Genomic DNA, 19,076 nt, shown 5'->3' on the forward strand with positions numbered 1-19,076 from the left:
CCAATTTGCCCTGCTAGCCAAGTGCGTCCTCGCCGACGGTGCCGGGCACCTCTCCGTGATGCAGTCGCTGCAGTCCTAAGTTCGACCAAGGGGCTAGCGTCGGTCTTAGCCGCCGCGGACGCACGAGTCCTGGGAACCTTTCGCGCATCATGCGACTTCATCATGCATCGACACCCGGCGCAGCGATGGCTCCCGCCCTTCAGCAAGTCGACCAGTTCTTCTCCAGCTCCGGCGGCGACACCCTCGCGTGCGCCGGGCCATCACGACTAAAGAGGGCGCGGAGCACCTGTTAGCATCCCTCGCATGATCCCATCCGAGCTCTCGCCGCAAGTGGAAGATGCCATCGCCGCTCTGTCAGGGGAGCGTTGGCCCGTCGCACAGGCGAAGGGCCACGTGCGGCCCGTTCCCGGCTTGTACGCCATTTATGGTGACGCCGAGGCGTGGGCCACCCTGGGCCTGGACCCGGAGCCGGGCTCCGCGCTGTACGTTGGCAAGAGCGAGGACGACCTTGTGAGCCGGGAACTCGACACCCACTTCGCGGCCAGCCCGACCAAGAAGCCGCGTACCGGCAGTTCGACTGTACGGCGGTCGTTCGCCGCACTGCTGCGCGACGCGCTCGACCTTCATGCGGTTCCCCGCAACCCCGATAAGCCAAGCCACTTTTCGAACTACGGGCTCACGCCGGTTGGAGATGCCCGGCTCACGGCCTGGATGCACGAGCGCCTATCACTCGCAGTGTGGGAGCGACCGCCGTTGCTCGCGCAGGCGCTCGGAGAGGTTGAGGTCGCAGTCATCCACCGCTGGATGCCGCCGCTGAACATTATGCACAACCCCCGGCCGCTTCCTCGGCTGCGGCGGGCGCGCGAGGCGATGACTCTGGAGGCGTCAGGCTCGCAAGTCCGGGAGGCGTCCGCGGACGTGGCCTCCGTTCCCCCGCCCCGCCACTCTGCCCCGGCCCCCGCCGCAGGAGCACGCGGACTCACGCCGGTCGAGCTAGCACGCGAGGTCGGCAAGAGCCCCAAAACGATCCGGCAGGCACTGCGAGATAAGTATGGCAAGCTGCCGTTTGAGGGCGACCGCTGGGGCGCTCTCACACCCGAGCAGGACGGTTACCTTCGCTCCCGCTTCCGTTGATTGGAGCACCGCTGGCCCTCATTGCATTAGGGCAACGGCAGTTGCCCGGTTGGCGCTGGAGGGTCAAGAAAGGACAGCCCGGGTCCGCCGGATAAGTAGTTCGGGCTTAGATATCGGACCCCTGCGAGGTACTGATCGAGTCGAACATCAGTTGCCGGAACGGTGCGAAACACTTGGCGGGGCGTGTCAGGCCGGGCGGGGCGCGTTTCCTGAACACGCCGAGCTTCTCACTCGCGCTGTCGGCCTGCCGCATGACAGACCCGCCCCGGAGGCAGCCGACGACGGCGACCTCGTCTTCAGTGATGACCTTGCGGAACGCCTGTGCCTGGTGGAGGCGGCATTCCACCAGCGGATGAAGCCGATGTTCGACAGCTATATTGCCGCCACCGGCATGTCGGCACCGGAGCCAGTGCCGCCGCGCAAGAACGACTGGCTTCCTTCGGAATCGGCGCGGCTGAACCTCGAAGTCGCCGACGTCACGTCGGTCCTCTGGGCCACGGGCTAGCGGCTGGACTTCAGCATCCTGGATATCCCGGTGCTGGACGAATGGAACTACCCCCGGCACCCCCGCGGCGTTACCGAACGCCCGGGCTTGTACGCCGTCGGGTTGCCGTGGCTGACGGGGCACGGCTCGTCCATCGTGGCGGGTGCGGGCCGCGATGCCGAATGCATTGCGCAGCACACTTCCGGGAACATCGCCGCCCGGTGAAGGAGACGTTCCAGACAGGTGGCTACCGGTCAAGGCCCGCCGAAGTCCACGGGCGCGGTGAGGCCGGCCGAGCTGAACCATTCCCTGGCTCATGCCTGGACCGAGGGGATCGCGAGTTGCTCGGCAACGAGGTCCGGCGGCCCGTCGAAGACGGGCTTCCCTTCCTCCAGCAGGTCCCCGTTGCCGCTGCCGGCGAGGAGCCCGAAGAGGGCAGGCCGGTCGAGGAAGTGAAGTTTCCCGCCGTCGCCGTCGGTCAGCACGCCCCAGCGCGAGGTGAACAGCGAAAACTCCTCCGGACGTTCCCCGTGGTCCACCAGGAGCGGGCAGGCTTCGCCGTCGAGCTGGATCCGCCGGTAGTTGGGCTCCATTCCGTCGAGGGCCATCAGTTGGACATCGTCCCGCCACGACAGCCAGACCGCTGTGCACTCCCCCATCCGCGGATACGGGGCGGCGGCTATATAGCCGGCCTTGCTCACGTGGGCGGAGTGGCCAACGGCGATGTTGTGGAGCTGCCCCCGGACCAGCGGGAGGACCGCACTGACAGGCCGGCGGTAGCTGGCGAATTTCCGCCGCATCACGTCCGCGCTTGAATTCGAGCCGAGGAGACCACCGGGGAACGGGCCTCCAGCGGTGCCGCGCCGGCTTGCGCGAGGGCTTCATCCAGTCCGGCTGACAGCTCAAGGGGCCGGAACTCATCACCGTCCATGACACCCGAGGCCACGGCCGGGTTCCATGGATACAGCAGCGGATCGAGATGGCCGGCGCCGCCGGCGCTGCTCAGTCCCATGGAGACAGCCGGGTGAAGCCGACGCCATCATGCTGGAGACGGGTCAAGGATTCGCTTTCGTCATTTGGGACTTCCAGCATCCCGTACTTTCAGGGGAATCGGACCTTCGGCGCTTAAGGAGCCGGCCAGCCCTCGCCGCTTCTGCGCGAGGCCCTTCCTGCACTCCCCCAAAGGAACTGCCCGGCATAGGGCTACGCAAAGAGTTAGCACCCTGATGATCCGGGCCGCCCCGCCAAGGAAGCGATCAGATATGAAAAGGCGAATGGCAGGCCGGAAGCAGTGCCTGATTTCCGCCCGCGCGAATGGACGCTCGAAAGAATTGTCTGTTGACCCGCCATGGCCGCTCGACTTGCGGATAGGCCGTGGCAGGATGGGGTCCATTATGGACAGGCTGTTGCGGCGCGCTCCTGACGCGGAATGGGTGCTGATGTACCGGCTCGGACTGAGCCGGAAACGCATCGCTGCCCTCGTGTGCGCCGAGCCCAACACCGTCGGATACCACCTGGCCATCGCCCGCCGTCAGGACCCGGGACTCGAGGCCGAGCACCAGGCCGCCGACCCCGCTCCTCACCCCTCCCCCAAGGATCTCGCCCGCATGGAAGTGATCATCGCCTGGGTCTCGGCCGAGGGCCGGCTCCCCCAGGACCGTGCCTGTGACCGGGGCGAAAGGTCGATGGCTCGGTGGCTGTCCGGGCGCCGACGCGAAGCGGCCGCAGGGACCCTGGACGCGGCCTACCGTAACGGTCTGGCCCAGGTGCCGGGGTGGCAGGAAAACCGCAGGAAATCCGAGGACGAAGCCCGCTGGCACCGCCGCCTCGACCAGCTCGTGGCCTACCGCGAGGAAGGCCACGACTGGCCCCGCCACCACGACTATGACTCAGAGCGTGAACACACCCTCGGGGTGTGGATCCATACCCAGCGCTACAAACACCGCCGCGGTGAACTGGACTCCGTGAAGTTCAGGCTCCTGGACGACGCCGTTCCCGGGTGGCAGACCGGGCGGACCCGGGGGCGCCCTCGACGTCCATTTCTCCGTTCCGGCGGGGCTAAAACGGGACTAGTTGACACGCTGTAAACTTGCGCCATGGTCGGCTCATCGGATCCCAGGACGCCTAAGGCGCGCCTAACCCGCGATAGACGTGGGCAGCAGCTGCTCGACGTCGCTGAACGCCTATTCGCAGATCATGGGTTCAAAGACACCTCAATGGAAGATGTTGCGCGCGCGGCAGGCGTCACCCGCACTGTGGTGTACCGTCATTACGCCACAAAAGAGGCCATTTTCATTGCTTGCGTACAACGTGCGCGGGCCGACCTGGAGCATCGCCTTGGCGAACTCATCTGCGCAGGTAGGGGTCCACTACTGATGGGCGACGGCTTCGAGCAGGTAGCTGATGTGTTCTTGCAGATTTTGGAACAAGATCCTGGCCGCTGGGCGATGCTGTACAGCACGGGTCCGGGTGTGTCTGAGGACGTCGTCGATCACGTGGCCACGCTTCGGATAGACACTGTGAATCGCATCGCTGACGTTATCGGCCACTGGGTCACTGATATGGAACCCGACAGAATCAACGCCTACGCGTATGCAGTCAGTGGCGTCACTGAGCAGTTGGGCAACTGGTGGCTTTCGCATCAGGCAACGTCCCGCGACAGAGTCGTCACCCTGTGCCGTGACTTCATTGTGGACGGATTCAGCCCTTGGACGGATGGTAGGCGCGGGCACGAAAGTTCATCGGGATCACCTTCGGCAGCCAGTACTCACGCTTCATTCTCGAACGTTGCTGGCGCGGCCGGCGCCGGGCGTGCAGTCGATAGAGTGGGGGATTATGAATAACGAGATCCCCTCACTCTTTGATGTGGAAGTGCCTGGCACTTCCACGGCCCAGACGCCCCTGCCGGTTCAATCCGAACAAGTTGCAGAGATCAGGCAATCATTTGAACGCGCGGGCATCACGAGCCAAGACCAACGCAAGGAAATCGTTGAATCTGTCACTTTTCGTTCGATAGCAGGTCTCCGTGACCTTCAGGCAGTCGAGGCTCACCGCCTTTTGAAGGTCCTAAAGAGCATGCAGACCCCCAAGCCAACACGCCAGGGCACGGCATGGGATAACCGTGAAGAAGATACTTGGATCGACAAGTTGTAGGCCTGGCTGATCCCGGTTCTGCGTGTAAAAACTACCACGCGATAGCAGGGGCAAGGCATTATTTTTCACACCTAGCGAGAGTCGGTTCTTGGAACGCCATCAAGAAGGGCTATCTTGATCAGGTGACTGTCTTAGAGAACGCGCGTTTGATTCCCACCGGCACCTGCTGGTGCGGTTGCGGGGAGCAGGTTGGTATCGGAGCCTTCTTCGCCCGGGGCCACGACAAGGTTGCAGAAGCTGCACTCCTGGCGGCCAAGTACGGTGGCTCGGTGGCACAAATGCTGCATGGACACGGCTTTGGTGACATCCACTCCGTTACTGCCGAAGCGGTGGAGAAGGGACACTGGGAACGATGCACGCATGACGGATGCCGCTATGTGGGGGCACCCAATAGCGTTCGATCCCATCGAGAAAAGGCCCGGCACTAGATGGACGCGCGAGTAGTGACAGTGAACGCTGAAGAGCTGTGCTCAAAGGCTGATGTCTTCCTTTCCAGCATCTCAACACCGAGTGAGGCAGCTGCCGGCCCAATACTTAGCCCCCTGCGTCACCTTGACGCTAATGAGATTAGCGCACGGGTGCGTCGCGAAGTGCGGAACCGGGAAGTTCATCTCCCGCCGGTCAGCACCTACCGGTGGTGGGCGCGTAGAACTGAATCTGTGAACGGCTCCATCATCGATGCGGTCAGTCGCGATCACTCCGGGCGCATGGTCGTTAGTGATCCATTTGCCGGCGGCGGAGTGATCCCTCTGGCGGCGGTGATGCGAGGGCACAAGGTTTACGCCCAAGATCTGAACCCCTGGGCCGCCACAGGCCTGACTGCCATGCTGGGCCTCCCCGACCCGGACGATCTCCGCGCTGGCATTGCCGCACTCACCCAGCGTGTTGTTACCCCTGTGCAGGCCGCCTACGGCACTCTGCTGTCAGATGGATCATTGGGCCAAATATCGCACACTTTCCGTGTCGCCGTGGGCGCATGTACTGCTTGCGGGGTCTCGCAACGGCTTTTTCCACACGCACTGGTGAGTCTTCTTAGCCGCGTAGAACGAAACAAGCCCGAGGCGTTCCTCGCCTGCCCGAACGGTCATCTCTTTGAAGGGGTGCGTACTGGCCTCCAAGAGTGCCCGACGTGTTCAGCAGCTACGGACCCGTCTGCCGCCTACACGCCCCGGCGCGTTGTCACCTGCCCATGCGGCCATCAAGACCGCTTGGAGGCGCGTGCTTCAGGGGGATTCGACTGGGAAGTCGTCCTGGTCGAGCGTGCCGGCAACGGTCGCCGCGAGCTGGGCCTCCCCACAGCCGGAGAACTCGATGCTGCGCGAGCCGAGTACGCGCACCCCACTCGTAACCTCGGAACTATCCCAGCGGGCCAAGAAACGTCCGTGCTGCTTCGTCATGGCTTCACTCAATGGGAGGATCTCTACCCTCGGCGCCAGCGGGCCATGGTCGAGAAACTGCTGCAGCTCACCGAGGAGTGCTCCAAAGACCAGGCTGTAGTAGCGGCCCTGAGGCTCGCCGTACTTGGTTCCACAGAGATGGCTGGCCATCTCTCACGGTGGGATCGTTATTACCTAAAGAGCTACGAATCCATGGCCGGGCACAGATTCAATTTCACTACCTTGGCTGCAGAACCGAATGTCTGGGGAACGACCGTCAGCGGCAGAGGAACAACGCTCCGTCGATTGATCCAGCTCGTTAAAGCCGCAGAGTGGCTCCAGCAAAAAACCAGCCGTCGACTGCATGTTCAGGGACCGTTGGCCGCTGCATCCGCCTCCGTCCAGCCGCTAATTGGCGAGGATGTAGACGGAAATCCACTAGACCGGCCAGATGCTCTCGTTGTTGTTGGAAGTTCTCAGCGTCAGCTCTTACCCAATGGTTCAGTCGATCTTGTCCTGACAGATCCTCCATATCATGACGACGTTCACTACGGGGAGCTCTCCTTGCCGTTGCAGGCATGGGCTGGCCTTTCCCAGCCTGACCTGACGGCAGACGCGGTGGTCAACCGCGTGACTGGGCAACTTGTGGCGGATGGAAGCTATGAGGCGCTCCTGGCTTCCATCTTCCGCGAGTCAACACGGCTTCTTCGTGACGACGGGCATCTCATTTTCAGTTATGCCAACCGCGATCCACGCGCTTGGGTGCAGCTCTTTGAAGCCCTACAAAGCGCCGGCCTTCGCACAGCCGGATGCACAATTGTTCATAGCGAAAATGAAACCGACCATGCAAAGCGCGGAGTACGCGCGTGTACGTTGGATCTGTTGCTCGACCTGGTACCCCTATCATCACTACCCCTCGCTCAACATCAACCCACCCAAGAGCCTGGAGCAGAGCAGGAATTCCTCACTGTCGTCGCTTCCTACGCTTTGCAGATCGGCGAGCTCAGCGGCACGTGGCGAGAGGACTTCATGGCAGAGGCCAGCGACACCGAATTCCTCCGTCCTCAGCCACGGGCGAAAAAGGGTTCCCCAGCAGCAACGATCGAATAAGCACGCCTGGGTAGTACTACCGGTCCCCGTTCTCAGGCCGATTATCAAGGGGCAACCCAGGGGTAAAATCTGTGATTGCGATGCTCAGTCGCACATTTGTCCAGCGTCCTTGAGTCGAGATGTCTCTGGGGAGGTGTGATACCAGGTGAACTGCTGGGCACCACCCTATTAGATGCAGGTTGTCGTCTCTGTCCCGGCTAACGGCCACCAGGGACCAAGCACGATCACGCCCGGCGACAGTTGCCTCGTTCCTGGAAAGAAAGAACTCCACACGTCCAGTAGATGCCTTACCCGTAGTTTTTATTTCCATACGGTGGCGCCGACCTGTGGTGTCCGGACTCGTGACGTCGTAGCCAAGTTGGTCACTTTGGAGGCTGACTCGACGTACTGTTCCCGCAAGGTCGGGGCGATCCCGCTGCTGAAGATGTTCTCGACACAGCTGCACGACGAATTCCTCGCCCAACGACCCTCTTTCAGCGAGAAGTTCTGCGTCTAAGGTCCGCCCCAGGGTAAGCAGGATGGCTTCTCGCCGGGCAGCGTCGGCAAGGAGCTGAGCGAGGGCGTTCTGATCGGCCTCTGGCACATTTTCCCAACGCACCTCGTCATCCACTACCGCTGCGTAAAGCCACAAAGGAGGCTCTCTCAGCAGGAGTTCTTGCAATAACAGCTCAGAGGCGACATCGTCGGGGAGCTGGCAGATTTCTTTGAGTTCGGGGGTAGGCAGGTGATTGGAAGGCGTGGTTTTAACCAGGCCTGCACGTTCCAACAACCGGTGACCGGCCTGCAAATCCTGAGATCGATAAAATCCGCCTGTTGCCAACCGGTCATAGCTAACCAGGAGCGACTCGGCTGAATTGCCGGCGGTGTCCAGTACCCGTCCAGCCAGCAGGGCAGCCTGCAGTTGAAAGGCCGTGGGCGTGGAGCGGGTGGCCATCTGGTCCGCCCCCGCGTTGCCTGTAATCATCCCTCCCCTCGGAGATGTGCGAAGAGGGCAGCCATATCCTCAACCGTGTCGATCGCCGGCCCGTAATCCTCATCCGATGGCAGTGCCATGGTGCTTAGGTCGGGGTCATCGAGCATCTCGCCGAGACGCTCCGCTTTCGCCCTTATCCGGTCGTCGATGACTTCATCTACAGTTCCACGCGTGAGCAGGAATGTGATCCGGGTGTCCTGGTCGGGACTGAGCCCAAGCCTGTGAATCCGGTCGATACTCTGTAAGTACTGTCCGGCATTAAATGAACGTTCCAAGTAAATAGCATCGTGGCAGACCTGATGAAGGCTCACGCCTTCGCTCATGGCGGCAGGATTCGCAAGCAGGACCATGCAATTGGGGTCTGTGCGAAAGCGGGCAAGCTCGCTTTCGCGTGTACGATCCGCCGTCGGATCCGCGAATTCCGACGGTATGCCGCCGTAAATGAGCGCCGGCTGATGCACAGCGAGCATCCGTTCCAGTGCCTTCAGGTTGCGTACGAAGTTGCTCCACACGAGCGTCTTCCTCCCCTGTGCTGCATTGTCTGCGATCATCTGGGCGAGTTGTTTGAACTTCGCTGGCGTCTCGTATTGGTTGTACTGCTGGAGGAGACTCCACAGCGCACTGTCGGGTGGAACGTCCAAGGGAGGATGACGGAAGCTTGGATCGTCTTCCGCACCAGATCCGGCCGCCAAAAGCTGGGGATTGGTTGCCGCTTCGAGCAGATAAATGACAATTTCGCCCATTTTCGCAAATGTCGCGCGCTCTGCCATATTGACCCGCAGGCTACCGGCGTACCGGTCCCGCAGCGCCTCGTATATCTGTCCCTGAAGCGGGTCGAGCTCTACTTCGACTACGCTCATTATCGGCTTTTGCAGGCCCAGTTCGCTCTTGCGTGTACGGACAAACAACGGGGAGATAGCAGAAGCAATTTGTGCCCCGGAGTCGGGAGGAGGAGGGGTAGACAGGGCATCCTGCGGCAATATTTTGCGGGCTTGTCCAGGCCACAGGTAATCCATCAGAGCCACCAAGTCCTGGGGGCTTTGAGGTGCTGGAGTCCCAGTGAGGATGTCACGGCGTGCGGCGTGGAAAGCAATATTCAGGCATGCACTGCCAAATGCTCCATCCCAGCCGCGTTTCATCCGGTGAGCTTCGTCCAAAAGGACCAGAGTGGGCCTTTCATTCACCCAGCGAGACAACGCTTCATATCGGCTGCCAAGCCGGTGATAGTTCACGATGACCACTTCCGCACCGTGCGGAACAGATTCGACGAAGGGGGCCACCACCGGCTGCTCAGATTCTTCAAAGCACGCAGACACTTCGGACTGCCAGGCGTCGAAAGCCGACAGTGGTGCCACCACCAGCATTTGCTGCACCCTGCCGGCAGCCCGTTCAGCCTCATATACGGCGTAGGCCACCGAGGTCTTGCCCGCACCGGGTACAGAAAAGTTTGCCCCGTTGGCGAGTGAGAGTAGTTGGCCCAAGTCCCTCACCTGGAAGGGACGCAGTTCTCGGGTAAAGCGGCCACCCGTTAGCCGCTCCTGAACTTCCTCAACTCCCAAGGGCTCAGGATTGGCAAGTGAACCCTGCAGCAGCCTTCTTTGCGCATGCGTTTGCTCAATAAGTGCCCTCAGCTCGTCCTGCCAGCTAATTCTCACGTTGTAGCGTGTGCAGGCTGCGCGCAGCCAAGCCATCCGTGAAAGCAGACGCTCCAGGGGCAGCGTTATCTGCTGTCCCGGCCGTAAGCCGTCAGAGCCCCACTCCCCTATAAGCTGAAGCCAAAATCCTTGGGCTACTTCACCGATTCTGCTCGCCCGTACGACTGGAGGCGAACCAACCAAATCGAGCACGAGGGTGGACTCAGGCACGAGTGTCCTCGAAATCCGTGTCGCCGGCGGCTAGGTCATCGCCGTCAGTTTCGTTGCCTAGACCCGTAGACATGGAAAAGTTCGTGGCGGCCCTCCGGTATTCCGCGATGGCCCTCAAGAATTCGGTTTGGTTAAAACCGGACCTCTTGTTCACCTCGGCGTAGGCAACGGTAGCGCTGTCCAAGGCTTTCGCTGCCTCCTTGAGGTGCACCATGGGTGCAGTAAGACGATCGAGCCTACGAGTGTCCCGCCTTTTATTCTCGATTGCTGTTGTCAAGGCTCCATACACACCTGAAACCACGACGTCGCGAGACAAATTCACCATCGTGCCGTCTTCGTTCGGGACACTTATGTGTTCCTCCGGCTTGGTCTGAGCGAGCAAAGTGTAAATTCCGGACAAGCTGAATCCACTGTTCAGGGGCTGGTCATCGGCCTCATCGCCAAGCAAGTCCAGTCCCTCGAGTGCATCCTCATCCTCGGAAGCAGTGACTTCCAAAAGCGCACCAAGGTGGGGAGCCAATATCGCGTCTTCTTCAAGGGCCGGCCCTACATACTCGTCCAGAAGGACGGCATCGACATCACGAAGATTCCTGTATCCAATGTCTGCAATCATTCCTGCCAGCTGCGCATCCCTGATACGTGCGGCTTGCTCTGGTTTGGTGTTTTTCAGCTTCTGGTAATCCTGATCGATTTCGAGCAGCGATTGCCGCTTGTCATCAAAGTAGAGAAGATTGAGTGCACCACCACTCATGGCCAGGACTTCGCGAATCAGGCTAAGAAGACGAAGCTCTCCTTCAACAAGGTCGACCGCTTTCTTGAGGTCGGTGCGACTGTTGGTGAGCCCAGTCTGAAGCGCCAGACCGATTTCCGCCGTGGTGTAGTTGCCGCTGTTTACGAGGTCTTCCATGAACAAAAGCTGGCCGGTGAAGCTATACGGCTGCTTAACCTCCTGCTCCATTTGAAGGCGGAGTTCGAGCTCCATTATCTCCCTGGGCCCTGCGTCTTCGGGGAGAACAACAACCTTGACGTACTTCTGGCGCAGTTCCCGCAGAGCCACCACGCGTGTGTTGGCGTTAACCAACACACCCCCGGTAGTCAGGACGCCGGCGTCGAGCTGGCCGTCATTGGCAATAGCACTCTTGATCCGCTCATAACCGGCCGTTTCCCTCAGGAGTCGAGCGATAATTTCCTGAGCCTGCACCCCGTACGGATCCGACTCGACCAGGTCCTGATCCGCCTGCGGGAGTGACTGCAACTGAGCCTTGATCCGGTGGCTGTCGCGGCTGAGGAGAACCACATCAACATCGACGCTGGCGACCGGCAAAATCAGCTGCCCCGTCTTCCACCTAATAGATTCAGAGGTGCCGTTTCCGGCCTTGGATGCCGCGTCTGCTGCTTGAACAGCTGCCTGAATCGTCTGCTTACGTGCTTCGATTGTCATGGTGGTCGTCATTACCGCTCCTCAAGAGATTTAGTCGCCCCAATGGTGTCACTGATGACTGACATTTCTGCCGCCAACACAGCTAGCTCCTGGAGCGTGTGTTCCGTGAAGATCCGCCCACCGTAGGCGCGAACCAGTTTGTCGCTTTCGCTTCGATCCGCCCAGCCGGTTCCCACCAGGACCAGCGCCGCGGGGAGGGCCAGAGATTCCGGGAGACTGAGAAACGTTGCCGCCGTCTTTCGGGCCGTTCCGCCATCGCGTGCCACGGCAACCAAAACAGCACAAGCGGGTCTGCCGTCGGGGCTTTTGGTGACGACAGAGAGTTGCCCTGGTGTTTTTTTCCCGGACTGCACGGCTTGTTTAGCAAGAAAGGATCGCGGAACTGCTCCAGGGCCTTCCACAGACCAGTAGGAGACCCCAGCTTCGCTAAGCGCGCTGAGGACGTTGACCACTATTAGCCGACTTATTTCTGTGTTCGTTCTATTGCGGTGAGCACTCCAGGCGCTTCCCACATCGCGCTGTGCAAGGAGTGTCCCGTAACTGACGCCATCGCGGTACAGCGCGTCCACGGCCGACCAGCTGTTGGTTCCTTCCAGCAGGAGCTCGAGGGGACGGGCGCCGACTGCTCCAGCCAGCTGGGGCTTTACTTGCCCCCTGACAATCTCATCGATGATGGCAAAGGCACACCGGATTTGGCTGGATTGCCAGGGCCCGGTCGATTCGCCGGGAAGACTGGTTCCCCTGGCACTGGCGCGATCCCTGAGATCCCGCCAACTAAGGCCTGCGACGAGGGCTAGGGCTTCCACCACGAGCGTGTTGCTTGCTTGTGCTGCGCCAACAGCCTGAGGGGTAATACCGGATAAGGAGCTGGTCGGAGTCCTCCTCACGACCTCCGCTAGAGCTTCCTGATAGCGGTGGGGCGCCACGATTGTTTTGGTTGAAACCAAATCGGCGCTGGTATCCAGCGTACTGTGCAGGACCTGCCTGGCGATGGCACGAAGAGCTGCCTCGGCACCTGGAACAGCGGCATCTGCAGCATGCACCAGTGCGGTCAGCAAGCGGTGCGTGATTCCACCCGCTACAGGGCGCTGTTCGGCAATCCAATTTAAGGCGTCTTGGAGATTGGAGAGCGGGGTCGCCGCTACCAACAAAGCATGTTGTTCGTGGGAGAGTGGAGTCGGTGGCTGCAGAACTGACATGTGCTTTTATTTGCCGCAACCGCTGGCACGACGACGTAAGTCTCGTGTCCACGGGGGTTCATTGAACCTCGGCAAACCCCCATCCCCTTTATCGGCTGTAGGCCGTCTTGTTACGTTCTAGCCGATACTAGCGTGACGACGCCTGGCAAGACGCACTTTTAAGGGGTTGCTGCGCTCGAGTGCGAAACCAACACACTTTTCGGCGATTTCTGCTTTGGATGCTGCGCTCTACAGGTTTGATGCGTCCGCCGCAGCAACACGCTTCAGATCCAAGCCTCTGCCAGAGTCTGGCGGTTCCTGGACGGATCGACGATCCTACAAGCTATGACCGAGTCGAAATCCCGCCGGCCGGAGGGGATTTACGAGCTGGAGGGCACGCTTGTGGCTCCAACGCCAGGCGCCACGTCCCCTTTTGAGGAGTATGTCGCCGCGCGCCACCTTCATTGAGACCAACGATGACGCCCGGTGGAACCCCTGGGTCCACGAAGACCGCGCCGCGGAGGAACCTCCGCGCTGGCGGTAATGCAACAGTGGAGGCGTGCGGAACCCGGCTTCCGCCAGATGACAGACCCGGAAGTGAAGGAGATGCTGGATGAGGTTGGCCGGCGCAGCGACGCGCAGTTCGCGGCGGACGCGGCCCGTTATGAGCGCGACAAGGAGCGGTACGACCCGGAACGTGAACAGGCTCGTCTCTCACTTCTCGAACAGGAATCGATCCTGGGCCGGCAGCGTGAGGAAATGGTGAATCTTCGTGCCGGGCGCTACCCAGCAGTGGGCGAGGAGCGCCGTGTCATAGCCAGGGAGATTTGGGCCGCCGACGAGTGATCCCTGTTTCCCCATTCTTCGGATGGCGTGACCAATGCTGTCGACGAGGTGAGTAAAGTTCATCCTGTGCCTCTTCGTCTCGATTCTTCCGCCCGCGCGTACCCACGCATTCACACTGACCGTTACTCTGACTGGTTCTCGCCCTTTGCCTGGGACCCACGTGGCTCGCTGATGGATATCGGCTAGTGGCCACCGTCAACGAAACCGTGGAAGCAATCGTTCAAGCTCCCACCTGGGATCAACGGGTTGCCCAGATCAGGCTCGTATCGCAGCGTCATGGAACAGCGGAGCATTCACGTATATTTGCTGACGTCGCCCGCGAGGCATACGTTCCGCATCTGGCCCCCGATTTTGCTTACATCCATGAAGCACCCTTTTATGAAGCGCCGTATTTCCGTGCAGCGTATGTCGCGGCAGCCGCAGCAACGAGCGACTTTACAGTCGTTGATGAAACAACGCTTTCGACGACGATAACCGATGATCCTCGAACCCTCTTGGTCTTCCGGACTATTCTCGGCCTGACAAAAGCGGAGTTCGCGCAGGCTACGGTACTCGTGGCCGAAGCAACTGAAAGGGCACGAGTATCTGCAGACAAGATCGACTCCCTGGAACGCAATGGAACGACCGCCACACCTGATCAAGCAACGACGATTGCTCAGACGTTGACTCAAATCATGGACGGATCCTTGTTTGGTGATCCAGGAGGAGGACTGCGCTCCAAACAAGCCAAGATCGATACTGAAAACGGATGGTCTTCTGCAAGCAACCTGGCCACAACCGGTGTGCCTTACGCAGATTTCCTTCACCAGCGGCATTACGGGGGCGCTTATCGGCAAGTTCTGGATGCGACGTCAACTAAGCGCGGCAATCTCATAGAGGACGCCGTGGAGCAACTCTTTCTGAGCGCTGGCGTCCCGTACATACGCACGGGTGCCCACGACCAAGCCGAAATAGCTCGGAGATTTGAACTTCAAGTACAGCCCGCGCCAGATTTCGTGATCTTCGATGACTCGGGCAGCCTACGGGGAATCCTCGAATGCAAACTTGTGAACGACGGCGGAACCGCGCGGGACAAGGCACTTCGTTTTGAGCGACTTCGAGGAGAGTCGATTCGACTTGGCGGAATCCCCTTGTTTGCCGTCCTTAGCGGAATGGGGTGGACACGTGTTAATGACACGCTCGGACCCGTTGTCCGTGACACTGAGGGGCGGGTTTTTACCCTTGCGACTCTAGGCGAAATTCTCACAGTCGCTCCTCTTCCCACGCTAGTGAATACCATGACAATGGCTGATGCGGAAATTAGTTCAAATACGTCCGACACCTAAAGCAGAAATGCCAGGCTTAGCCGGTCCCTTGCCTTGCCCGGGTCAACATACGGCGCGCCATGATGGAGATGGCCACGGGCCAGAAGGTCATTCAGAACTGTCCTGATAGCGGGAGTCAGTAGCCTCCGCCGGAGCCACGTTCAATCTGTAGGGTGATGGGCATGGCAGCGGAGCACGGGCACGGCGATGACAGAGATGAGGGTCCGGCCGGTGGTTCCGGAAAAGTATATGGAGACGTGCAAGGTCTGCCTGTCCGCGAAACGGTGGCCCTGCCGGGATCCAGAGACGCGCCCGCTGCTCTATGTCACGCACGCCACCTGGGCGGCCCGCAAAGGGAGCAGATGAAGGAGGCCCCTGCGGTGCTGGAGGGCTGGGAGAGCTTGCCCGGCGACGGCCAATGGCCCAGTGATTGTGTCAAGTATTTTTGGCCCCAGAGGGGCGATTGAAAGTGGCCCCAGGTTCACGGAACGTTGTTGTGGGTCTCGGGCTCGCGGGACGGTTTTCGCACCGGTTGGCTAAGGGTTCCTGTATCGCCCGGGGGAACGGCAGATGCCGTTAGACGCGCTAACAGTCCAGACCGACTACCCAACCTTGCCGGAGAGTGCGACCAGTACCCCTGCCGTAGCGAAGTATTTGTTGCTTCCCAGATCGCGGATGGTTTTGATTCCCATACCGGCAAGCAGTTCGTCGTGCTTTTCGGTCAGTCCGGCAAGAGCCGAGGGCGGGGCCGAAAGGACCTCGTCCAGAGTCGAGTTCTCGTAGCCCTTGTCCAATGCCTTGCCCAATTCAATCGAAACAGCCATTTTCATGTCCTTTCATCGATGACGGAAAACAAGCCCAGCCAGCCTGCGGCTGCACGAACGCCCGGATTTATCCCTGCGCCGCTGAGAGACACGCTATCGCAGCGTCGGTCTGTGGAACGTGAGCGTGCCGAAGCAATTGCGCCGCGGTTCAGCGCTGACAGCGGATTTTGGCGGGGTTCGGGTACGCCGGCTTGATTAGGGCCTGCGGTCTTGCCGGAGGGAATCCCGGATTTCCGTAAGCAGGGCAATCTGGGGGTCTTCGGCCGCTTCTTCCTTGACGTCCGGGTTGATGCCGAGGCGCCGGTTGCGGCGCTCGACCATGTGGTTCATGGGCACGACGATGACGAAGTAAATGGCTGCCGCCACGAGCACGAAGTTAACAATTGCCGTGAGCAGGACACCGAATTTGATGTCGTTTCCGTTGAGGGTCACGACGGCGAAACTATCGAAGTTCGGAGATCCGACCAGGGCCGCAATGAACGGCATGAGAACGCTTTGGACTAGGGCCGTGACTACGGCACCGAAGGCGGCACCAATCACGACGGCGACGGCAAGGTCTACGACGTTGCCCTTCATGATGAAATTCTTGAATCCGGTCAACATAGCGATCAAACTACCCCACGCGGATGCCGTATCGGTTACTTTTGGGGAAAGTTTCGAGGGGAGTCACCGAGTGCCTGCCGGCGCCCGTGGCATGAGGTCGGATTCACCTCCGTGGGGACCTTGGGTTCCTGCAGCGGGGTTGTTCACCTGTTCCGAACTTCTACGCGCGATGCCATGGGCCAGGCGATAGGAGTCGGTGCCGGTTTCGATGATGGTGCCGTTGAAGGTCAGCCGGTCCACGATGGCGGCGCAGAGGCGCGGGTCGGTGAAGGTTTTGGTCCAGCCGGAGAACGATTCGTTGGAGGCGATGGCGATGGAGTTTTTCTCCTCACGGTCGCTGAGGACCTGGAAGAGGAGTTCGGCGCCTCGACGGTCAAGTTCCATGTAGCCAAGCTCGTCGATGCAGAGCAGGTCCACGCGGCCGTAGCGGGCTATGGTCTTGGCCAGGACCTTCTCGTCTGCGGCTTCGATGAGTTCGTTCACGAGTCGGGTGGCGAGGGTGTATTTGACTCGGTAGCCCTTCTCCGCGGCGGCGGTGCCGAGTCCGATGAGCAGGTGGGATTTGCCGGTTCCGGAGTCCCCAATCAGGCAGAGGGGTTGTCCTTTGCGGATCCATTCTCCGGTGGCCAGGGTGTGGATGGTGGCGGAATTGATGTTCGGGTTCGCGTCGAAGTCAAAGTCCCCGAGCCACTTGTCCCGGGGAAAGTTCGCGGCTTTCACGCGCCGGATCGAGGAGCGCCGGTCCCTGTCGTCGCACTCGGCCAGCAGCAGTTCGGCCAGGAAGCCTTGGTAGGAGAGTTGTTCCTTCCCCGCGACGGCGAGGCCTTCATCGAGGACTGCCCGGATGGTGGGCAGGCGCAGTCGGCGGCAGGCCTGGTCCACGGCGGCAACCGCTGCCTGTTCGGTCAGGCCTCGCCGCCGGCGCAGGGCCGGGGTGATGGTGGTCGCCGGTGCGGTGGGGCTCATGAGATGTTCTCCTTTGACGCGGTTCCTGCGGGGTGTTCCGAACGTTTGGCCAGCAGCTCGTCATAGGCGCGGACCGATGGCAGGGGCCGGCTATCAGGTGGCAGCCCGGCGATGACGGCGACGGGGTCCATGAGGCGGCGCTGGGTGAGACTGACAACTCGTTGCACCTTCTCTTCAGCATGAACACGGGGATGACGGTCCGAACTGGCCCCGCCCCGGCAAGATGTCGTGGCGTGTCTGCGGGCTTCGACCGCGACGACGTCGGCGCTGACCGCGCCCACTACGAGGGCCGCGGTGATGCCTGCGTGGATGTCGCAGGCGTCCATGGACCGGTGGAGGAGCAGGACGTCGATGAGTTCACGGGTCCCGTCGGCGTCGCCGTTGACCCGGCGGGAGGCGGCCCAGAATGCCTCGTGCGCGCTGCTGAACGTCCCGGACTCTCGCGCCCGGGCCAAAGCGGTGGAGCCTGGAAGGGCGCCGGGCTTGGTTTTGAGGACCTCGAGATAGTGGTCCAGCTGGACCGACTGCCCGGACCGGGCGGCGAGCCGCTGATGCCTGGCGACCACGGTGCGGCCATCGAACACCACGACCTCGGACGCCCGCAATGACACCCGGACCCTCCGGCCGATGAACCGGGCCGGGACGGAATACTTCACCATCCGGACGGTGACCATCGAGGACCTGTCGACCCTCGGGTTCAGCGCCAGACCCGGATCAAATTCCTCTGCCGGCAACGGGGCCAGGAACGGCCGTTCGATCTCGAAGTCCTGGCCTATGGTGCGGATCCTGTCATTGATCCTCCTGTCCTCGTCCTGGGCTTCCCATTTGCGGATCCGGTCGTTGAGCTCGTCCAGGGAGTCAGCAACCGGCATCGGTGAAAGCCGGTTGCGGCGGAACCAGCCCACCTCACCTTCAACCCCGCCCTTTTCGTGGGCCCCGGCGATGCCGGGCTGGCAATAGAAGGGGTCGAAGCCGTAGTGGGAACGGAACAACACCCATCTGTCGTTCTCCCGGCGCTGCCGGCCCTGGCCGAACACCACAGCGGTTACAGCACTGGTGAGGTTGTCATAGCGGATATGTTTAGTCGGGACGCCGCCCAGAACTTTGAAGGCCTCCACGTGGCCTTCAAGAAAGGCTTCCTGAGCCTGGGTCGGGTAGATCCGGTGGATGGCCCTGCCCGAATGTGATAACCGGAAGATGAACATGTGGCACTTCGTCTTCACCCCGTTCAGCATGATCCAGACTTCACCGAAGTCCACCTCGGCTTCCGCTCCGGGGGCGTGTTCCTGGGGAACGAACACCTCAACCCGGCGGCCGGCCKCCACATCGATCTGGGCGCGGCGGACCCGCACATAATCCCGCACCGTCGAATACGACAGCTCCGGCGCACCGTGCTCTTCGATGAGCCGGGCCAAAATCCTGCGTGCAGTATGGCGCTGCTTCCGCGGCGCCGTCGTGTCCTCGGTCAGCATCGCATCGATCGCGCCCTTGAAGGGCTCCAGCCTCCAGGACACGCCTTGTCTCTGTTTACGCTCCGGAGGGGCAGCTGAATCCAGTGCCTGCCTTACCGTTCGCCTGTGAACCCCGTACCGAACCGCCAACGCACGAACCGACAGGCCCTCAACCCGGGCGTCCCTTCGAATCCGCGCGAACAACTCCACTCTCGACTCCATCCAGACCAGCCTTCCGCCGCATCCATCCAGTGATGAATCCAACGTTGAAGGTGGGGCCACAAATAACCGCCACAGGTGCCCGGCGAGTCATGAAGTGGGGCCGGAAATAACCGTCCTGCCGGGGCCATATAAACCTGTCACAGCCA

The 19,076-nt window shown here is 61.0% G+C and carries 21 protein-coding genes and 1 pseudogene; 10 read left to right on the forward strand and 12 right to left on the reverse strand.

The annotated features are described in order from the left end of the window. The first annotated feature begins 303 nt into the window (after nucleotides 1-303). Nucleotides 304-1,134 (forward strand): GIY-YIG nuclease family protein, encoded by an 831-nt coding sequence (locus AB4Y91_RS16370; RefSeq protein WP_441419479.1) that lies wholly within the window; start codon nucleotides 304-306, stop codon nucleotides 1,132-1,134. A gap of 106 nt (nucleotides 1,135-1,240) precedes the next feature. Here the strand turns inward: AB4Y91_RS16370 and AB4Y91_RS16375 are convergent, their stop codons facing one another. After that, complete coding sequence (locus AB4Y91_RS16375) at nucleotides 1,241-1,480, reverse strand: hypothetical protein (protein ID WP_441419480.1); 240 nt, start codon at nucleotides 1,478-1,480, stop codon at nucleotides 1,241-1,243. 15 nt (nucleotides 1,481-1,495) lie between these two features. On the opposite strand from AB4Y91_RS16375, the gene AB4Y91_RS16380 reads away from it, so the two are divergent. Together AB4Y91_RS16380 and AB4Y91_RS16385 are read left to right on the forward strand one after the other, a co-directional pair. Then, complete coding sequence (locus AB4Y91_RS16380) at nucleotides 1,496-1,639, forward strand: hypothetical protein (RefSeq protein WP_441419481.1); 144 nt, start codon at nucleotides 1,496-1,498, stop codon at nucleotides 1,637-1,639. Nucleotides 1,640-1,669: 30 nt separating this feature from the next. Beyond that, nucleotides 1,670-1,843: a hypothetical protein gene (locus AB4Y91_RS16385; protein ID WP_441419482.1), complete on the forward strand. Its 174-nt coding sequence runs from the start codon at nucleotides 1,670-1,672 to the stop codon at nucleotides 1,841-1,843. Nucleotides 1,844-1,932: 89 nt separating this feature from the next. Here the strand turns inward: AB4Y91_RS16385 and AB4Y91_RS16390 are convergent, their stop codons facing one another. Together AB4Y91_RS16390 and AB4Y91_RS16395 are read right to left on the reverse strand one after the other, a co-directional pair. Next, entirely contained in the window at nucleotides 1,933-2,421 is a 489-nt protein-coding gene (locus tag AB4Y91_RS16390) for a hypothetical protein (RefSeq protein ID WP_441419483.1), read from the reverse strand. Continuing rightward, nucleotides 2,418-2,630 (reverse strand): hypothetical protein, encoded by a 213-nt coding sequence (locus AB4Y91_RS16395; RefSeq protein ID WP_441419484.1) that lies wholly within the window; start codon nucleotides 2,628-2,630, stop codon nucleotides 2,418-2,420. Before AB4Y91_RS16395 ends, AB4Y91_RS16390 begins: the two co-directional genes overlap by 4 nt. A gap of 382 nt (nucleotides 2,631-3,012) precedes the next feature. Here AB4Y91_RS16395 and AB4Y91_RS16400 point away from each other — a divergent pair, with 382 nt between their 5' ends. From AB4Y91_RS16400 to AB4Y91_RS16415, 4 genes are all read left to right on the forward strand, one after another. Further along, nucleotides 3,013-3,705 carry a helicase associated domain-containing protein gene (locus tag AB4Y91_RS16400; protein WP_441419485.1) on the forward strand — a complete coding sequence of 231 codons (693 nt, stop codon included), beginning with the start codon at nucleotides 3,013-3,015 and terminating at the stop codon, nucleotides 3,703-3,705. A gap of 9 nt (nucleotides 3,706-3,714) precedes the next feature. Next, on the forward strand, nucleotides 3,715-4,461 hold the full coding sequence (locus AB4Y91_RS16405) for a TetR/AcrR family transcriptional regulator (protein WP_441419486.1): 747 nt from the start codon (nucleotides 3,715-3,717) through the stop codon (nucleotides 4,459-4,461). Then, the gene (locus AB4Y91_RS16410; protein WP_441419487.1) at nucleotides 4,454-4,771 is read left to right on the forward strand and encodes a hypothetical protein; all 318 of its coding nucleotides are present in this window, start codon (nucleotides 4,454-4,456) and stop codon (nucleotides 4,769-4,771) included. The genes AB4Y91_RS16405 and AB4Y91_RS16410 overlap by 8 nt, the downstream gene beginning before the upstream one ends. 122 nt (nucleotides 4,772-4,893) lie before the next feature. Then, nucleotides 4,894-5,199, forward strand: coding sequence for a hypothetical protein (locus AB4Y91_RS16415; RefSeq protein ID WP_441419488.1), 306 nt, complete (start codon nucleotides 4,894-4,896; stop codon nucleotides 5,197-5,199). A gap of 795 nt (nucleotides 5,200-5,994) precedes the next feature. Here the strand turns inward: AB4Y91_RS16415 and AB4Y91_RS16420 are convergent. Continuing rightward, nucleotides 5,995-6,168 carry a hypothetical protein gene (locus AB4Y91_RS16420; protein WP_441419489.1) on the reverse strand — a complete coding sequence of 58 codons (174 nt, stop codon included), beginning with the start codon at nucleotides 6,166-6,168 and terminating at the stop codon, nucleotides 5,995-5,997. Between AB4Y91_RS16420 and AB4Y91_RS16425 the strand changes: the two genes are divergently transcribed. Further along, nucleotides 6,154-7,257: a hypothetical protein gene (locus tag AB4Y91_RS16425; RefSeq protein WP_441419490.1), complete on the forward strand. Its 1,104-nt coding sequence runs from the start codon at nucleotides 6,154-6,156 to the stop codon at nucleotides 7,255-7,257. The genes AB4Y91_RS16420 and AB4Y91_RS16425 overlap by 15 nt on opposite strands. Nucleotides 7,258-7,273: 16 nt before the next feature. On the opposite strand, the gene AB4Y91_RS16430 is transcribed toward AB4Y91_RS16425, so the two are convergent. The 4 genes from AB4Y91_RS16430 to AB4Y91_RS16445 form a co-directional block, all read right to left on the reverse strand. Then, nucleotides 7,274-8,221, reverse strand: coding sequence for a protein NO VEIN domain-containing protein (locus AB4Y91_RS16430; protein WP_441419491.1), 948 nt, complete (start codon nucleotides 8,219-8,221; stop codon nucleotides 7,274-7,276). Then, entirely contained in the window at nucleotides 8,218-9,921 is a 1,704-nt protein-coding gene (locus AB4Y91_RS16435) for a DEAD/DEAH box helicase (RefSeq protein ID WP_441419492.1), read from the reverse strand. Before AB4Y91_RS16435 ends, AB4Y91_RS16430 begins: the two co-directional genes overlap by 4 nt. A gap of 166 nt (nucleotides 9,922-10,087) precedes the next feature. Next, nucleotides 10,088-11,548, reverse strand: coding sequence for a hypothetical protein (locus tag AB4Y91_RS16440; RefSeq protein ID WP_441419493.1), 1,461 nt, complete (start codon nucleotides 11,546-11,548; stop codon nucleotides 10,088-10,090). Then, nucleotides 11,548-12,735, reverse strand: a complete 1,188-nt coding sequence (locus AB4Y91_RS16445; RefSeq protein ID WP_441419494.1) for a hypothetical protein — start codon at nucleotides 12,733-12,735, stop codon at nucleotides 11,548-11,550. The genes AB4Y91_RS16440 and AB4Y91_RS16445 overlap by 1 nt, the downstream gene beginning before the upstream one ends. A 561-nt stretch (nucleotides 12,736-13,296) precedes the next feature. On the opposite strand from AB4Y91_RS16445, the gene AB4Y91_RS16450 reads away from it, so the two are divergent. Both AB4Y91_RS16450 and AB4Y91_RS16455 read left to right on the forward strand, forming a co-directional pair. Next, nucleotides 13,297-13,560: a hypothetical protein gene (locus tag AB4Y91_RS16450; RefSeq protein WP_441419495.1), complete on the forward strand. Its 264-nt coding sequence runs from the start codon at nucleotides 13,297-13,299 to the stop codon at nucleotides 13,558-13,560. Nucleotides 13,561-13,745: 185 nt separating this feature from the next. Further along, nucleotides 13,746-14,885 (forward strand): hypothetical protein, encoded by a 1,140-nt coding sequence (locus AB4Y91_RS16455; RefSeq protein ID WP_441419496.1) that lies wholly within the window; start codon nucleotides 13,746-13,748, stop codon nucleotides 14,883-14,885. Between the two features lie 581 nt (nucleotides 14,886-15,466). Here AB4Y91_RS16455 and AB4Y91_RS16460 read toward each other — a convergent pair. The 4 genes and pseudogenes from AB4Y91_RS16460 to istA form a co-directional block, all read right to left on the reverse strand. Beyond that, entirely contained in the window at nucleotides 15,467-15,688 is a 222-nt protein-coding gene (locus AB4Y91_RS16460; protein ID WP_056741113.1) for a hypothetical protein, read from the reverse strand. A 195-nt stretch (nucleotides 15,689-15,883) separates the two neighbouring features. Further along, nucleotides 15,884-16,291: a large conductance mechanosensitive channel protein MscL gene (gene mscL, locus AB4Y91_RS16465; protein ID WP_066435231.1), complete on the reverse strand. Its 408-nt coding sequence runs from the start codon at nucleotides 16,289-16,291 to the stop codon at nucleotides 15,884-15,886. Nucleotides 16,292-16,465: 174 nt separating this feature from the next. Continuing rightward, a pseudogene (gene istB / locus AB4Y91_RS16470) lies at nucleotides 16,466-17,257 on the reverse strand (IS21-like element helper ATPase IstB); the annotation flags it as partial. After that, nucleotides 17,254-18,930: an IS21 family transposase gene (gene istA, locus AB4Y91_RS16475; protein WP_441419497.1), complete on the reverse strand. Its 1,677-nt coding sequence runs from the start codon at nucleotides 18,928-18,930 to the stop codon at nucleotides 17,254-17,256. The gene istA and the pseudogene istB, both read right to left, overlap by 4 nt. Nucleotides 18,931-19,076: the final 146 nt, after the last annotated feature.

The sequence above is a fragment of the Arthrobacter sp. YAF16 genome (assembly GCF_052113385.1).
In the GTDB taxonomy this organism is placed as follows: Bacteria; Actinomycetota; Actinomycetes; order Actinomycetales; family Micrococcaceae; genus Arthrobacter.

What these genes read in the sequence shown, in the direction of transcription:
- mscL (WP_066435231.1), bottom strand. Translation starts at nt 16,291, where the DNA reads ATGTTGACCGGATTCAAGAATTTCATCATGAAGGGCAACGTCGTAGAC.
- AB4Y91_RS16460 (WP_056741113.1), bottom strand. Translation starts at nt 15,688, where the DNA reads ATGGCTGTTTCGATTGAATTGGGCAAGGCATTGGACAAGGGCTACGAG.
- AB4Y91_RS16400 (WP_441419485.1), top strand. Translation starts at nt 3,013, where the DNA reads ATGGACAGGCTGTTGCGGCGCGCTCCTGACGCGGAATGGGTGCTGATG.
- AB4Y91_RS16435 (WP_441419492.1), bottom strand. Translation starts at nt 9,921, where the DNA reads ATGGCTTGGCTGCGCGCAGCCTGCACACGCTACAACGTGAGAATTAGC.
- AB4Y91_RS16445 (WP_441419494.1), bottom strand. Translation starts at nt 12,735, where the DNA reads ATGTCAGTTCTGCAGCCACCGACTCCACTCTCCCACGAACAACATGCT.
- AB4Y91_RS16380 (WP_441419481.1), top strand. Translation starts at nt 1,496, where the DNA reads ATGTTCGACAGCTATATTGCCGCCACCGGCATGTCGGCACCGGAGCCA.
- AB4Y91_RS16450 (WP_441419495.1), top strand. Translation starts at nt 13,297, where the DNA reads ATGACAGACCCGGAAGTGAAGGAGATGCTGGATGAGGTTGGCCGGCGC.
- AB4Y91_RS16370 (WP_441419479.1), top strand. Translation starts at nt 304, where the DNA reads ATGATCCCATCCGAGCTCTCGCCGCAAGTGGAAGATGCCATCGCCGCT.
- AB4Y91_RS16395 (WP_441419484.1), bottom strand. Translation starts at nt 2,630, where the DNA reads ATGGGACTGAGCAGCGCCGGCGGCGCCGGCCATCTCGATCCGCTGCTG.
- AB4Y91_RS16440 (WP_441419493.1), bottom strand. Translation starts at nt 11,548, where the DNA reads ATGACGACCACCATGACAATCGAAGCACGTAAGCAGACGATTCAGGCA.
- AB4Y91_RS16420 (WP_441419489.1), bottom strand. Translation starts at nt 6,168, where the DNA reads ATGACGAAGCAGCACGGACGTTTCTTGGCCCGCTGGGATAGTTCCGAG.
- AB4Y91_RS16430 (WP_441419491.1), bottom strand. Translation starts at nt 8,221, where the DNA reads ATGATTACAGGCAACGCGGGGGCGGACCAGATGGCCACCCGCTCCACG.
- AB4Y91_RS16405 (WP_441419486.1), top strand. Translation starts at nt 3,715, where the DNA reads ATGGTCGGCTCATCGGATCCCAGGACGCCTAAGGCGCGCCTAACCCGC.
- AB4Y91_RS16410 (WP_441419487.1), top strand. Translation starts at nt 4,454, where the DNA reads ATGAATAACGAGATCCCCTCACTCTTTGATGTGGAAGTGCCTGGCACT.